The sequence below is a fragment of the Paenibacillus sp. J22R232 genome, assembly GCF_056269165.1.
On the sequence record NZ_JBWDNK010000023.1, the window covers coordinates 1 to 14,845 of the forward strand.

Below are 14,845 nucleotides of genomic sequence, written 5' to 3' on the forward strand. Positions count from 1 at the left end.
GGGGTGGAAGCACAGCAATGTGTGTAGCTGACGAATACTAATCGGTCGAGGGCTTATCCTAAACAGTTTGAGAAGCAAACGGACGTCGTAAGCATAGACTTACGTTTGCCCCGGACACATACATCCGGCAAACAGCAGCAATAAAGGTTCAGCAAACCTGTTCTTTCGTATCCAGTTTTCAGGGCGTAACTTGCTAATGCAAGCATTAGCAAAGGACCCACACCCGTGGGTTTTATTTTTTGTCTATGTACCTGAATTGCAATATGGCGGTCGTGGCGAAGTGGTTAACGCATCGGTTTGTGGATCCGACACTCGGGGGTTCAATTCCCCTCGATCGCCCCATTAATTTTAAAAACAAATGCTTGATGTTGGGGATTAGCCAAGCGGTAAGGCAACGGACTTTGACTCCGTCATTCTCAGGTTCGATCCCTGAATCCCCAGCCATTGTTATGCGGAAGTGGCTCAGCGGTAGAGCATCGCCTTGCCAAGGCGAGGGTCGCGGGTTCGATTCCCGTCTTCCGCTCCATCATTATGGCGCCATAGCCAAGTGGTAAGGCAGAGCTCTGCAAAAGCTCTACCCCTAGTTCGAGTCTAGGTGGCGCCTCCAGAAGATTTCTCAGCAGTATCATACGTGCCCTTAGCTCAGCTGGATAGAGCGTTTGACTACGAATCAAAAGGCCAGGAGTTCGAATCTCTTAGGGCACGCCATTTTTACTGAATTGCCGATGTGGCGGAATGGCAGACGCGCGCGACTCAAAATCGTGAGGGAAACCGTGGAGGTTCGAGTCCTCTCATCGGCACCAATATTTTAAAATTCAAGCTCATTGGAACTTTTCCAGTGGGCTTTTTTATTGTATCCAGCACATTACTTAGCATAGAAATGTGCTTTAGCTCGACGGAGCACAGAGGGAGTAGATACATGTGTAGCTTTGTCTATCCGTTCCGCAGCATATATAATCAAGATGAATGTTGACAATATGATCCTTCAGGAGATTGATTCAGATGACCAAACGAATACTAATCGTTGAAGATGAAATCCATATATCGAATATCATTAAAATGAATCTGAACCTGGTTCATTATGAAACAGTCGAGGTTTATGATGGTTTGGCAGCGCTAGACGCCCTCAAGCAGGAAAAATTTAATCTTATTTTATTAGACGTTATGATTCCATCCCTTGACGGGTTCGAGCTGATGGAGCGGATTAAGCCATACGGCACGCCGGTTATTTTCTTAACGGCAAAAAACTCGGTATACGATAAAGTAAACGGATTGAAGCTGGGCGCTGATGATTACATGGTCAAGCCTTTTGAAGCGATTGAGCTATTGGCTCGTATCGAAACGGTGCTGCGCAGATACGGTACGGAAGATAAAATCATTACGTTTCAACATGTTCAGGTGGATGTAGATAAAAGAGAAGTCGTGATCCAAGGCGAGCCTGTGGAAATGACGCCTAAGGAGTATAATTTGCTAGTTGTTTTGCTCAAAAACAAAAACATTGCATTGACTCGGGAACAGTTCCTGGAAAAAGTATGGGGCATTGATTACTGCGGAGAAACGAGAACGGTAGATATGCATATCAAATCGCTCCGCAAGAAATTGAATCTGCATGAGCAGATCAAGACCATCTACAAAATTGGATACCGCCTGGAGGAGTGATCGATGAAATTATGGCTGAAGATTTATCTTTTCTCGATCCTAGTGTTTGTCGTTATTTTCAACGCGGCTTCTATCATGGTTATAGAACGCAGCCATAATAAAATGCTGGGACAGGCCATCGACGTGGCTTTAAGCCAGAATATGAGCATTCATTCGAGTGTAGATGCAATCGTGCCCATCCTGCGAATTTATGACTCGATCGATTACGAGAAAACAGTGTTAACGCGGATCGCCAACGAATTCGTGGATAAGAACAGCGATCAGGAAATGTATCTAGACATTACGGATGATTCGGATCGTACCGTTTTCAATAACTCTGATTTCTCTATGCCTGCAGAGCGAGCAGAGCTGGATAATCTGACTAATAATCGCATTCATTATATGCTAAGGGATATGGGTCCCAAGACGATCCTTTTTACTGTGAACATTACCGATATTAATCATAAAGCTTATGTATTTACGTATATGAAGGATGTTACGTCTGTCTATCAGGAGCGCGTGGATCAGTACAAGTTTTTTGCGCAAGTGGATTTGGCGGCTTGTCTCGTATTCATGATAATCATGCTGATCGTAAGCAAGAGCTTAACGAGATCCATTGACAGGCTGAACCGTACAGCTAAAGTGATTGCGCAAGGCAACTTTTCAGAGCGCGTCCAATTGAAATCACGTGATGAGATCGGCGTGCTAGGCGCCAGCTTCAATGAGATGGCTGGGGTTGTCGAAGATAAAATTGTCGAGCTGGAACGGATCAATGAGGAGAAGCAGCGGTTCATTAATAATTTTACGCATGAGCTTAAAACACCGCTGACTTCGATTATCGGTTATGCCAATTTTTTGCGTACGACTAAATACAAGGAAGAAGTATTTCTCGACGGGCTGAATGTTATTTACTCGGAAGGGAAACGATTGGAATCGCTCTCCTTAAAGCTGATGGATTTGATTCTGCTGAAGAACGGACATTTTCAAATGCAGCAGCAAAGCTTGCATAAGATTATTGCCGAGATGAAGCCGGCACTGGATATAATGGCTATGGCCAATGGCGTGCAGGTGGTACTGGATTGCCAGGATGCGAACCTGCCTTTGGAGACTGATTTGATCAAAGTGTTGGTTTTTAATCTGGTGGATAACGCGCTGAAAGCTTCTTCTGCGGGGCAGACGGTTACGCTTCGCAATTTCTGGCGCGAGGATAGCTGCGTTCTCGCTGTTATGGATCAAGGCATTGGAATTGCAAAAGAGCATCAGGATAAAATATTCGAGCCCTTCTACATGGCAGATAAATCGAGAACGGGAAGCGGCAGCGGGGCAGGCCTCGGTCTTGCGATCTGCCAAAATGTTGCGGACATACACAATGCCTCTATTCAAATAAGCAGCCATATGCCGAACGGAACAATCGTAGAAGTTATCTTTGCGCCTACCGATACGGAAAGCGGGTCATGCTGATGAGAAAATATGCAATAACCGTGCTGTTCACGGTGCTCATAACGCTGCTGACAGGATGCCAAGGCTGGTTCAATAGTGTTCCTAAGGACACCGTAATGGTCAAAAATATACCTCAAAAGCATCAGGACAATGAACTAGAGTATGAAGGCGTATTGTCTCAGGATGCTGTAAAGACACTGAGCATACAGGCAGTCAATACGTATTTTAATAAAAAGCTGGTCATCGATCTCGTACAGTTTGAAATTATGGCGATTGATCAGAACAAACTGAAGGAGCTGTTGAAGGAAGCTGAAATGGCTTCCCAGCCCATGCAGAGGCGTACTCAGCAGAAGCAGATACCGTTCACCAGCGATCTCTCGGGTATTTCCGGCGGTCTATACAATGTGACCCTGACTTCTTCGGATGCTCCAGCCGTAGCTTATGACATCGTATTAAATGCCAAAGACGGGGACATTCTGAAAATCTTTCGCTCTAATAGAGAAAGCATGGCCGTGCCCGGAGAATCGGATGGAAAGGTCTTTGATTATGCGGACCGTTTCATTGAAAAATACGGTAGCTATCCATTGTCTGAATTAACCGCTCAGGTCAATATGACCAGATGGGGGCCAGCCGTAGAGGTATATTACACAAGCAAGGAAGGCAAGGATTTAAAGTATTGCGTCATGATTGATTTCGGCAGCAATGAAGTAGTGGGGTTCAGTAAAGATGTAATGGCCTTGCTCAGCTATTATTCGAAGCTGTAGGCACAGTGCCACTTCCAAAATGTCTGCTATAAGGTTGATTCCAAGCTGCTTGAAGGGGCTTAGGGTCAGCCTTTTTTTGCGTATCATGGTTTGCTATCCAAACTTTACAACTTCAATACAAGTCTATCTCACTTATGATATATCCGCTTTGTATACTTTGAGAGTGCCAGCAAGAGACTCGGCATCCAGGTGGAGACTGCAGGGTACCGAACATGTAGCGCGAATCAAATCAAAATCCGAGAGGAAGAATGTATCGTGAAAAAAATGATGCTAATCGTGCTTGCAGCGGTGTTTGCATGTGCAATTACTGCATGTAGTACAGGCAGCGGGAATCATGGTGAGAGCGGTGTGGCAGGCGGAAACGGAAATATGGCCAATAGCGGAAAAAACGAGGAGCAATCGGGTAGCGGAGATAAGCCCGGCTCCTCGTCCGGCCAGCAAGAAGGAATAGGGAGGCCATCTACGACAGAGAAAAAAACCGTCGTTTTTTCGACCTTTTTCCCAAGCAATTATTTTAAAGAGGCCAAAAAGCTATACGAAGCCCAGCACCCTAATATTACAATCGACTTGCAATATATCGATTCGGATAATGCGCAGTTGGAAGAAAACCTTGAGAAATTCGTGAAGACAACGGGAACAGAAATGCTCTCGGGAAAAGGCCCCGACCTGATCGAGATGGACCAGCTGCCATCAGACAGTTACGTGAAGAAAAAAATGCTGGCCAACCTTGGAGAGATCATCAATCGTGATCCTGATTTCAAGAAGGAACTGTACTTCACTAATGTTATGAATGGCATGCAGGTGAACGGAGGCATGTATGGCTTGCCTGTCGGATTTTTTATTTACGGGCTGATTGGCAATGAGGATGCTATCAAGAAGAGCGGAGTTTCGTTTGACGACAGCAAGTGGAACTGGAATCAGTTCATCGCGACAGCACAAGAAATGACCAAAGGGATGGATAAGGACCATCAATATGCGCTGGGCGGGAGCTTGCCTGAATATATGACCACACAATTCGTAAATGAGCGCTTTGCGACATTTATCAATCAGGAGCAGGGGAAAGCAAGCTTTGAATCAAGCAGCTTTACCGATATGCTCAAACAGGTGAAGGTGTTGTTCGATGAAAAAGTAGTTGGCCCAGAGGCACGGTTCCCGTTGTTCCGTACCGTGCAGATCAATTCTCCGAGCGATTACATTCGGGAATTACGCCAAAGCGAGTTTATTTCGGGAGGCAATGCTTACATTTCCAAGCTTTATTCGAGCCCCAGCACAGACAAGCAGCATCCGGGAGGCTCTTTCAGAACCTATCAGACGATTGGGTTGAATGAACGCTCTGCGGTTAAACCCGAGGCGTGGGACTTTCTGAAGTTTCTGCTCTCAGAAGAAATGCAGGCAAAGCAGAGCGGTGCAGGGTTCCCGCTGAACAAAGCCTCTTACGCGAAGCAAGCGAAAGCAATTGTAGAGAAAGGGAGCGTTGAGTCCGATCAGCCGATCGGTCCGATGAAAGGCAAGAGCTTCGAGATTACGCAGCAGGATATTGGCGATCTGGAAAGATTTCTAAATGGCGCGACCTATCCGCTGCAGTTCAAGCCATCCCAAATAGACGAAATTATTGTTGAAGAGGCACAGGCTTTTTTCAGCGGGCAGAAATCGGCGGAAGATGTCGCGAGGCTCATTCAGAATAGAGTCACAACCTACTTAAATGAATAGTGTTAGGAGGCACCTCCGCAAGGAATGGCTCGCCGCCGTCCTCTTTCTCGCGCCGAGCATAATTGGATTTTCTATTTTTTATCTCGTTCCATTTGCTATGGGGCTGCTATACTCCGTACAGGATACGACAATCAATGGTTCGTTTGTCGGCTTTGATCATTATGAGAAAGTGCTATCCAGCGGCTCGTTCCGCAAAGCAGCCTCCAATACGTTGCTTTTTACGGGCGTGAGCGTGCCGCTTATCATAATACTGTCGCTGCTCTTTGCGCATTTGCTGAATAAGAAATTGTTTATTCGGGGCTGGCTGCAGACCGCATTTGTTATGCCGCTTGTCGTGCCTGCGGCTTCAATCGTGATGATGTGGCAAATACTGTTCGATTGGAACGGGTCCTTGAATGCATGGCTGCAGCATTTGCAAATCGGGCGAATCGACTGGATGAAATCGGATGGCTCCATCTTTGTATTAATTATGATCTATATATGGAAGAACGTCGGCTATAACATTATTTTGTTTCTAGCAGGCTTGCAGAGCATTCCGAAGGATTATTATGAAACGGCAGATATTGAAGGCGCGGGGGAGCTTCATAAATGGCTGCATATTACATGGGTGTATTTGACGCCGACGACGGTTTTCGTTGTACTCATGTCGATTATCCAATCCTTCAAGGTGTTCCGCGAAACCTATCTCATTGCAGGCGATTACCCGCATGACCGTATCTATATGCTTCAGCATTATATGAACAATATGTTCTTGTCGCTGGATGTGCAGAAGCTGACGGCTGCGGCTGCTCTTATGGTGTGCGCTATTCTTCTGCTCGTGAGTGCGATGCTGATGCTGGAACGCCGCTTCCGCAGCTATATGGAATAGGGAGGAGCGTGAACGTAATGGCTTTGTTTCGCAAGACGATGCTAACGGTCATAATGGGAGTTTTTGCTCTGATTATGTTGTTTCCGTTGATGATCACCTTCTCGAACTCTTTCATGGCAGAAAGCGAGATCGACTATAATTATCATCTGATTGGCAAGATGGTAGACGTTGCAGCGGGTGAGAAAAACGATTTTATCAATTTGAAGCTGATTCCCGACTGGGTATCATTGGATCAATATGCCGAAGTGCTGATTCATAAGCCGCTATTCCTGCATATGTTTTGGAATTCTGTATGTATCGTGCTGCCGATAATTATGGGGCAAGTTGCCGTTGCTGCATTGGCGGCCTTTGCATTTGCGAAGCTCAGGTTCTGGGGGCGGGAAAAGCTGTTTATCGTGTATGTTATGACGATGCTGATGCCGTTTCAAGTGACGCTCGTGCCTAATTATATTATTGCGGGCAGGCTGGGGCTCATGAACAGCGCTTCTGCCATTATTTTGCCCGGCATATTTGGTGCGTTTGGCGTGTTTATGCTCCGGCAGTTCATGCTTCATATTCCTTACGCTTATGTGGAGGCTGCCAAGATTGATGGCGCTGTGCCATTGCGGATTTTTTATTCCATTATGCTTCCCCTGATTAAGCCAGGAATGGCAGCATTGACCGTATTGCTGTTCGTTGACCATTGGAATATGGTGGAGCAGCCGCTCATTTTTCTAGAGGATGCCTTCAAGCAGCCTTTGTCCTTGTATTTGTCTAGAATTAACGAGGGAGCACGCGGCGTCGCGTTTGCTGCTTCGGTATTGTATATGACGCCTATGATCTTGCTGTTTCTATACGCAGAGTCCTACTTTATTGAAGGAATTCAAATGTCGGGCATCAAAGGGTAGTCCAATCACGGGGTGATGATCGTGGAAATACAGCTTAACAAACGCAAGAAAACAATCGCTGCCGTCTCAGGCGTGTTTACCTTGATATTGATCGGTTTCACTTTATTCAGTCAAACATTAATGTCATTAACATTGCCTAAGGTGACTTTGGCCTCCGTGATTCGGGGAACTCTCAGCCATGAATATGAAAGCACCGGTGTATTGAAATGGAAGGTAGAAAAGGCATTGAGCAGCCAAGCAGGCTGGAAAGTGAAGAAGATTGCCGTCAAGCAAGGCGATGTTGTCCAAAAGGGACAGGAGCTTATCGCCTATGATGGGAAGGAAATGGAACAGCAGCTCCTAGATGAACAAGCCATTCTGTCCAAGCTGAAGCTGACCAAAGATAGCTTGCAGTATGACGTCATAGCGGCTAAGCAAGGCGAGGATACAAAGGCTATTAACGACGCGACAAATGCTTATAAGAGTTATGAGATTGATATCGATATCCAGCAGCGCAGAATCCAGAAATTGCAGGATAGCTTGCTGGAGAACGCTAAGCTGAACGCTCCTTTTGACGGTGTCGTGACGAAGGTAAGCGCGCTGGAAGGCTTTCCATCTTCGGGTGATCCGGATGTCATCATCGCGAGTCAAAGCCTTGGCCTAGAGTTAGAGCTGCATCTTCCTAATGCCGCCGTTGGTTCATTAAGGGCAGGGGATGAGATGGACGTGCGGGTGAACGAAACGGATGTTAGGCAAATCAAAGGACGAGTGGAGGCGATTCAGGATGAGGATTCAGACCTACCGGGCAATGGGGATGGCGGGGATGAGACAGCAGCAATTCGGATGAAGAAGCTTCAGATATCGATTGCGGACCATACTGCAAAGGCAGGTGTCGGAGCAACGGTTACGGTGACGCAAACGGTGGAGGATATGCTGCTTATTTCCCATTCCGCAATCCACGAAGAAAACGGCAAAAAGTATGTGTTTGGCTTGGAGCAGAAGGCAGGGCCATTAGGCAATGCCTTTTATGCCCGGAAAATGTACATCACAGTCGTGGATAGCAACGAGTCGCAATCTGCCGTTACGGGAGAGCTGTTCGAGGAGGAACAAATCATTATGGAGAGCAGCGAGCCTTTGCAGGAAGGAGATAAGATTCGCATGCAGACATCATAAGGATTGTACTCGGCGGGAATAATGGATCAAGCATGAGCCCTTAGGATCTATTAGATCTTAAGGGTATTTTTGATAAGCGGTTATGGTCTACCCGTACGTGTGTTATTATATGGAATATATTTATGGAATAGGCGATTCGTCCATTTAAATATCTTTTAATCACTGGGAGGGAATGGGGCATTGACTGAGCATACCGTAAGCGAATTATCCGAAATGACTGAGAGTGGACTGAGGAAGCTGGCAGAAATGTTGATAGCAGTTGTGGATGAAGGTGCTTCCATCGGTTTTTTACCGCCGCTAAGCCATAAAGATGCGCTGTCCTATTGGTCGAATGTGATGAATGACGATGTCGTGCTGTGGATCGTGGAGCAGCATGGCGAGACTGTCGGGTCCGTACAGCTGCATTTATGCTCGAAGCCGAATGGCATGCATCGTGCTGAGATTGCCAAGCTTATGGTTCATCCGAGCGCCCGCCGGAAGGGGATTGGACAACTGCTGATGGCGGAAGCGGAAGCGCGCGCGATAGCCGAAAGCCGAAGTTTGTTAGTGTTGGATACTCGTGCAGAGGATCCTTCTAATTTGCTATATCGCTCCATTGGCTTTATGGAAGCAGGACGAATTCCTCGATATGCGATGTCGGCGAATGGAGAGCTTCATGATACGGTTTATTATTATAAGCTGCTAAACCAGCAGCCTAAGTAGGGGGAGGAGGAGTAGAATGAGCGGATTAAACATGAACCCTTTGCTTATTCCAGTTCCTGAGAGCTTTGAAAGCAGCCGTCTGCTCATACGTGCACCACTATGGGGAGATGGCGCTCCATTAAACCAAGCCGTTATTGAAAGCCGGACGGAACTACTGCCTTGGATGCCATGGGCAGAGCATATCCCGACCGTGGAGGATTCCGAACTCGTCATTCGAAGGGCGAGATTAAAGTATTTGGAGCGAACCGATCTTATGCTGCTGCTGCATCGGAAAGACACGGGCGAATTGGTTGGGAGCAGCGGTCTTCACCGGATCGATTGGGAGGCACGAAAGTTTGAAATCGGCTACTGGGTTCGAACCTCATGCAGCGGGCTAGGATATATATCGGAAGCGGTTGAAGCGATAACCGGCTTCGCCATACAAGAGCTTGCAGCAAACCGAATCGAAATTAGATGCGATGCGAGAAATAGCCGAAGCGCGAAGGTCGCGGAGCGTAGCGGATACACGCGAGAAGGTATTCTTCGCAAGGAGAAAGCGGCTGTCGACGGCTCTCTCCGGGACACGCTGGTTTTTGCAAAAGTTAGAGGATTCGAATTTTAGCCAATGGCTCTACTATGATCTAAGCGTTCTTTCATAATCTTCGAATCTAATTTTTCGAATATGCTTTCGGTCGGAGGAGCGGGCGATGATGCCTTCTGACCGTCCAGCGGCATCCATGCCGACCTGCGTATTCTCGAATTCCTTCAAATAGGCATACGTATCCGCGATCGTCCGCGGAAAGTCTAGGCCAAGTTTCTCTGCCAACAACGGTGCGGCGTCTAATTCCAGTCGCTGAGCAAATGCCGTTTTCTCTTCTTCCTTATAAAAGGGCTGGCGGCCATGATCGCGCCATTCGGCGATCTTTTCCTGTGGCATAGCCAGGAGTTGATCCAGCTCAGCTTTGCTTATGGAGAAGACATCAAAAAAACGATAATGCTGTGTTTTGCTAGCCGTGTAATTTTTGGCAGCCTTTGTTTTCCCGCCGTACGATTCTTGATAAATGACGGTCAGTGCCCAATCATTGCCCGCGAAGATGCTGTTCCGCAGCTTTTCGGCTATCGGTTTAAGAAAGTCTGCGATATTGCCGTACGGGTTGCCGATACGGTCGCCCTTCGCATACAAGAGCTCTTCCCGTGAACCAATCAAATAATCGACTTCGCCTTCGTCCGTTTTGAAAGAAATGGTTCTGGCATTCTCACCGTCAACTTTCTCATACAAGTAAACAAGCTCCGATTCATGCAGGTGCCCGTTTTCTTCCGTTAACGCCTCGGTCAGCCTTCCTTTCTCGCCAAGGCGATGGTAGGTCAGAATACTGGGATACTTGGTTAATGAGTTTAGTTTTTTCATATCCATAGCGTTCAGCTCCTAATCGATTTATCCATTCCATCCACACATTGTCTAAACGGCAGCTATTGTACAATTCGTTATAGACGAAACAAGTCCTCTTTAACCTATATAAGTTGAACTAATGAATGAGCTGCGCGGGCGAAGAGAGCAAAATAGAAGGCCAAACAAAGGAGATATTTTATGCAAAAGAAAGAAACACCTAACCTTCACCGCATTATGCGCGAACTGGGCCATGATAAAGTGATTGAGATGTTGGCGGAACGCATACCGGCATCGGATCTGAACAGCCTGCTGCTGGAGGTGTTCAGGGAGAAAACGAAACAGACAACGCCCAAGGAGTTGTTGAAGAAATACGAGGCCAACCGATTCGTTCACCCGGCGGAGGCTGATCCCTTGACGTTGAAGCAGTTGGAGCTCGATACACTGCGAATCGCGAGTGAACAATCCTTTTCCCCTATACAGCTATCGCCTGCCGCTCCTCTCGGTTCCTGCTCGGTTATCGCTACGGTCGACCAGAATAAAGTCATATCGGCATTAAGGGGTACGGAGGTCGTTGCCGATGCAACCAATCTGCTGGCGCTGCATGTCACGCATTTGCTGAAATCGGGAAAAGCGGACAACGAGAGCGGCTTTTTAAGATTCAGCACGACCCACAGGCATATTAGAGCCCAAAGCCTTGGCCATGCTCCGGGCATGCTTCCGCATTTCCATGTCTTTTGTCTAGTAACTTCGGGTAAGGATAACGGATCGTATTCCTTTGAGAAACAAGCTTTTTTGGAGCAGGCAAACGTGTATCAAGTCCTTTTCCGCAAGCTGTTCCGGTCCGATATTGAGATCGTACTCAGCGCTCGACAGGGATATACGGACTCTGATGGGCTTGTTGAGCGGATCGTGGATTACGGCAGGGAGCATGGGATAAAGGCAACGTTATCCGTTTCCGCCTCGGAGGAAACCAATGAATATTACAAGGGGCTTCAATTCACGGTCAAAACGGTCATTAACGGCAATACCTATACGATCGGTGACGGCGGCTTTGTCGATTGGCCCAATCGGCTGCTCAGTCGGCGCAGGGAACGGATGCTGATTAGCGCCATTGGGTTAGACCGTTTAGTTCCTGAGCTTGCACGCACAAGCCTATAATGGTTAAACTTAATCAATAAGCAGGAACAAGTAGGATACTTAGGATGGAAAGATCATGAGCGGTTAGCGGATGAGGAGTGAGTGACGGATGGGGAACAGAACCTTTACACTAAGCGAGGCTAACGAGCTGCTGCCCGAGCTGCTGGCGGCCTTGCGGCAGCTTCAGCAGCTGACGGCGCAATTCGAGGATAAATACTTGGACTATCAGAAGGAAAGAGCCGCTTTAGAGCATGCCTCAGCTTCCGGCCATGGCAGCAGGGATCCTTTTTTTGAGCAGGAAAGCCAGCTTGAATTTATGAAAATGGAGGCGGACCTGCTCATTGAAAACTTTGCCCGCAAAGGGGTACAGCTGAAAATGATCAATCCCGGCTTGATGGATTTCCCATCGGTACTGGACGGGGAGGACATCCTCATCTGTTGGAAAGAAGGCGAAGAGCGGGTCAGCCATTACCACGGCCTGCATGACGGCTTCGCCGGCAGGAAGCCATACCCAGCGGAATAAAGGGAGATTCATTACATCGAGCAAGCAGAGCCAGAGTCCCGAAGATACAGCCGGCGGGACTTTTTGCTATAGGGGCAAACCGTTCGAGGAAGAGAGAGGAAGCTTGCGATGTCAGGCGTTATTTCAAAGGCGATACAGCTGCTTGACCTTCTGCTGCCGCAAGGGAAGGAGAAGGAATTAAGCGTTACCGAAATGAGCAGGGAGCTGGGAATGCCTGTGCAAAGCGTACATCGCATATTGGGCTCCTTAATGGAGCATGGATTTGTCGCCCAGAATGCGAGAACGAAGAAGTACAAGCTCGGCTTGTCTATCATGAAGTACGGTTTCCTCATGTGGGACAGCCTCATGCTGCGCACGGTAGCGAGGCCGTTCATGGAGGAACTTTCCCAGAAGACGAAGGAAACGGTTTATTTGGCCACGAGGGAAAATGCGGAAGGGGTCTATATCGATTCGGTGGATTCTCCGCAAATACTCAAAATATCCGAGCCGATTGGGCTCAAGCTCCCTTTGTTTATCGGGGCATCGAATCGGGTGATCCTTGCCTATCTGCCTAGGAAAGCGCAGGAATCCATACTGGATGAGGCGGACTGGGGGAGCGTTCCGTCCCTTAAGCCATTGACAAAAGCCTATATCGAGGAAGAAATTTCAACGATTCATAGACAAGGCTATGCCGTTACCGAAGGTGAAGCAACGGAAGGAACGACCGGCATAGCCGCTCCCATATTTTCATATGAGAACCGGGTAATCGGATCCTTGAATGCAGCGGGGCCAACGCTTCGTTTCACGGAGGAAACCATTCGGAAATACAGCCTGCTCGTGAAAAAATACGCAGATGCCATTTCGGATGAGCTAGGTTATCGTCACAGGCCTAATAAATAGTTTTTATGCTATGTATCCCACTATGCGGGAAACCGATCTTAACGATATCGAATATTGGAATTATAATTAGCTTCAATAAGCGTCGATGACGCACATTGAAGGAGCATGATCCGATGAACATCGTTGCATTTAAACATTTCGACTTTGATGATGAGGATGCGTTTCGTACGTGGGCGAATCGGAATGGGCATCATCTAAAGATGCGTGAGCCTTCCCTTGGCGTTGATGCGGACTGGATGGAGGGGCTTGACCTGCTGATTATATGCGGAGGCCCAATGAGCGTATACGAGGAGGAGCGTTATCCATGGCTCGTTCAAGAAAAACAGTTCGTGAAGCAGGCGATTCAGTTAGGCAAGAAGGTGCTCGGCATCTGTTTTGGGGCCCAGATGATAGCCGAGCTGCTCGGCAGTTCCGTGTACAGGAATGAATATAAGGAAATAGGCTGGCATCCTGTTAATCGGACAAGCGGGCAGCACCCGTGGCTGTCTGGATTGGATGAGGCCTTCCTTTCCTTCCAGTGGCATGGCGATACGTTCGAGCTTCCGAAGGATACGAGGCTGCTCGCATACTCGGATGCTTGCAAGGTGCAGGCATTCGCATATTTGGACCACGTACTCGCACTGCAATTTCATTTGGAAACGACGCCGGCATGTATGGAGTCCATGTTCGCGAATTGGTCTGCCGAGCTTGTCCCGGCGCCTTATATCCAATCCGCCGAGCAGATTCGCCTGCGCTACGGGCAGAGCAAGCACTCTCATGAAGCGCTGCACCGCATCTTGGATCAGATAAGCCTTAGCTGAGAATGGGCAAGAAAAATGAAGGGAATGATGTGATATGAAACGCAATCGCCTTGGTACATCAGAGCTTTACGTGAGCGAGATCGGTCTGGGCTGCATGTCCCTTGGCCAGGACAAGAATAAAGCCATTTCGCTTATCCATGAAGCGATAGATAATGGAGTTAACTTCCTCGATACGGCCGATCTTTATGATGAAGGGCTGAACGAAGAGATCGTTGGCCAAGCTGTTCGAAGCAGGCGCTCGGACGTCATTATAGCGACAAAGGTAGGGAACAGATGGGAGAAGGGGAAGGATGGCTGGTCATGGGACCCTTCTAAGTCGTATATCAAGTCGGCTGTAAAGGAAAGCCTGCGGAGACTCCAAACGGATTATATTGACCTCTATCAGCTTCATGGCGGCACGCTGGACGATCCGATATCGGAGACCATTGAGGCTTTCGAGGAGCTGAAGCGGGAAGGGCTTATTCGTTATTATGGCATTTCTTCCATACGTCCGAATGTAATTAGGGAATATGCGGATCGCGCGAATATCGTAAGCGTCATGAGCCAATATAGCATTCTGGATAGAAGACCGGAGGAGCAGGTGCTTCCGCTTCTTGCTCAGAAGGAGATCAGCTTAATAGCGCGGGGGCCGGTTGCTAAGGGGATACTGACTGGCGCGGGTGCAGAGAAGGCAAAGAAGGGTTATTTGAGCTATGGCAAGGATGAGTTGACAGCCTTGCATGCTGCCTTGCTTGAAGCAATCGATCCTTCTCGCGATGTCGCGCATGCGGCGATTAGGTATGCGTTAGCCGATCCGGCGGTCGCGACGGTGATACCCGGCGCAAGCTCGGCCGAGCAGCTGATTCATAATATCGCTGCAGGTGCTGCGGCAGAGCTGACGCCGGAGGAATGGACGGCAATTCGCAGCTTGAGCGAGGCAAACCGCTACGAGCAGCACCGCTAAAGTTGCTCCATCTTGCAGACAAAGCCTATACCG

At 48.1% G+C, this 14,845-nt stretch carries 15 protein-coding genes and 6 tRNA genes; 20 read left to right on the forward strand and 1 reads right to left on the reverse strand.

Translation table 11 applies throughout. From position 1 onward, the window contains the following. Positions 1-266: 266 nt before the first annotated feature. From AC0YN3_RS30835 to AC0YN3_RS30905, 15 genes are all read left to right on the forward strand, one after another. Positions 267-342 (forward strand) — tRNA-His (locus AC0YN3_RS30835). A 27-nt stretch (positions 343-369) separates the two neighbouring features. After that, a tRNA-Gln gene (locus AC0YN3_RS30840) sits at positions 370-444 on the forward strand. A 7-nt stretch (positions 445-451) separates the two neighbouring features. Next, positions 452-526, forward strand: a tRNA-Gly gene (locus AC0YN3_RS30845). 7 nt (positions 527-533) lie between these two features. Beyond that, positions 534-607: transfer RNA gene (locus tag AC0YN3_RS30850), tRNA-Cys, on the forward strand. A 24-nt stretch (positions 608-631) separates the two neighbouring features. Continuing rightward, positions 632-708, forward strand: a tRNA-Arg gene (locus tag AC0YN3_RS30855). Between the two features lie 13 nt (positions 709-721). Then, positions 722-803: transfer RNA gene (locus tag AC0YN3_RS30860), tRNA-Leu, on the forward strand. Positions 804-1,002: 199 nt separating this feature from the next. Beyond that, positions 1,003-1,659, forward strand: a complete 657-nt coding sequence (locus AC0YN3_RS30865) for a response regulator transcription factor (RefSeq protein ID WP_475778721.1) — start codon at positions 1,003-1,005, stop codon at positions 1,657-1,659. Between the two features lie 3 nt (positions 1,660-1,662). After that, complete coding sequence (locus tag AC0YN3_RS30870; RefSeq protein ID WP_475778722.1) at positions 1,663-3,099, forward strand: sensor histidine kinase; 1,437 nt, start codon at positions 1,663-1,665, stop codon at positions 3,097-3,099. Beyond that, entirely contained in the window at positions 3,099-3,842 is a 744-nt protein-coding gene (locus tag AC0YN3_RS30875; protein ID WP_475778723.1) for a hypothetical protein, read from the forward strand. The genes AC0YN3_RS30870 and AC0YN3_RS30875 overlap by 1 nt, the downstream gene beginning before the upstream one ends. A 264-nt stretch (positions 3,843-4,106) precedes the next feature. Next, the gene (locus AC0YN3_RS30880) at positions 4,107-5,552 is read left to right on the forward strand and encodes an ABC transporter substrate-binding protein (RefSeq protein WP_475778774.1); all 1,446 of its coding nucleotides are present in this window, start codon (positions 4,107-4,109) and stop codon (positions 5,550-5,552) included. Next, positions 5,545-6,420 (forward strand): carbohydrate ABC transporter permease, encoded by an 876-nt coding sequence (locus tag AC0YN3_RS30885; protein WP_475778724.1) that lies wholly within the window; start codon positions 5,545-5,547, stop codon positions 6,418-6,420. The genes AC0YN3_RS30880 and AC0YN3_RS30885 overlap by 8 nt, the downstream gene beginning before the upstream one ends. Positions 6,421-6,437: 17 nt before the next feature. Then, positions 6,438-7,307: a carbohydrate ABC transporter permease gene (locus AC0YN3_RS30890; RefSeq protein WP_475778725.1), complete on the forward strand. Its 870-nt coding sequence runs from the start codon at positions 6,438-6,440 to the stop codon at positions 7,305-7,307. Positions 7,308-7,328: 21 nt separating this feature from the next. Next, the gene (locus AC0YN3_RS30895) at positions 7,329-8,459 is read left to right on the forward strand and encodes an efflux RND transporter periplasmic adaptor subunit (protein ID WP_475778726.1); all 1,131 of its coding nucleotides are present in this window, start codon (positions 7,329-7,331) and stop codon (positions 8,457-8,459) included. Between the two features lie 213 nt (positions 8,460-8,672). Next, positions 8,673-9,161: an N-acetyltransferase family protein gene (locus AC0YN3_RS30900; protein ID WP_475778775.1), complete on the forward strand. Its 489-nt coding sequence runs from the start codon at positions 8,673-8,675 to the stop codon at positions 9,159-9,161. A 16-nt stretch (positions 9,162-9,177) separates the two neighbouring features. Continuing rightward, positions 9,178-9,762, forward strand: coding sequence for a GNAT family N-acetyltransferase (locus AC0YN3_RS30905; protein WP_475778727.1), 585 nt, complete (start codon positions 9,178-9,180; stop codon positions 9,760-9,762). Between the two features lie 12 nt (positions 9,763-9,774). Here the strand turns inward: AC0YN3_RS30905 and AC0YN3_RS30910 are convergent, their stop codons facing one another. Then, on the reverse strand, positions 9,775-10,554 hold the full coding sequence (locus AC0YN3_RS30910) for an RNA ligase family protein (protein WP_475778728.1): 780 nt from the start codon (positions 10,552-10,554) through the stop codon (positions 9,775-9,777). A 174-nt stretch (positions 10,555-10,728) separates the two neighbouring features. Between AC0YN3_RS30910 and AC0YN3_RS30915 the strand changes: the two genes are divergently transcribed. The 5 genes from AC0YN3_RS30915 (at position 10,729) to AC0YN3_RS30935 (ending at position 14,812) form a co-directional block, all read left to right on the forward strand. Next, on the forward strand, positions 10,729-11,688 hold the full coding sequence (locus AC0YN3_RS30915; RefSeq protein WP_475778729.1) for a hypothetical protein: 960 nt from the start codon (positions 10,729-10,731) through the stop codon (positions 11,686-11,688). Positions 11,689-11,776: 88 nt separating this feature from the next. After that, complete coding sequence (locus tag AC0YN3_RS30920) at positions 11,777-12,190, forward strand: DUF2203 domain-containing protein (protein ID WP_475778730.1); 414 nt, start codon at positions 11,777-11,779, stop codon at positions 12,188-12,190. A 108-nt stretch (positions 12,191-12,298) separates the two neighbouring features. Further along, on the forward strand, positions 12,299-13,069 hold the full coding sequence (locus AC0YN3_RS30925) for an IclR family transcriptional regulator (protein WP_475778731.1): 771 nt from the start codon (positions 12,299-12,301) through the stop codon (positions 13,067-13,069). A 113-nt stretch (positions 13,070-13,182) separates the two neighbouring features. Next, positions 13,183-13,869 (forward strand): type 1 glutamine amidotransferase, encoded by a 687-nt coding sequence (locus AC0YN3_RS30930; RefSeq protein WP_475778732.1) that lies wholly within the window; start codon positions 13,183-13,185, stop codon positions 13,867-13,869. A gap of 34 nt (positions 13,870-13,903) precedes the next feature. Further along, positions 13,904-14,812, forward strand: a complete 909-nt coding sequence (locus tag AC0YN3_RS30935; RefSeq protein ID WP_475778733.1) for an aldo/keto reductase — start codon at positions 13,904-13,906, stop codon at positions 14,810-14,812. Positions 14,813-14,845: the final 33 nt, after the last annotated feature.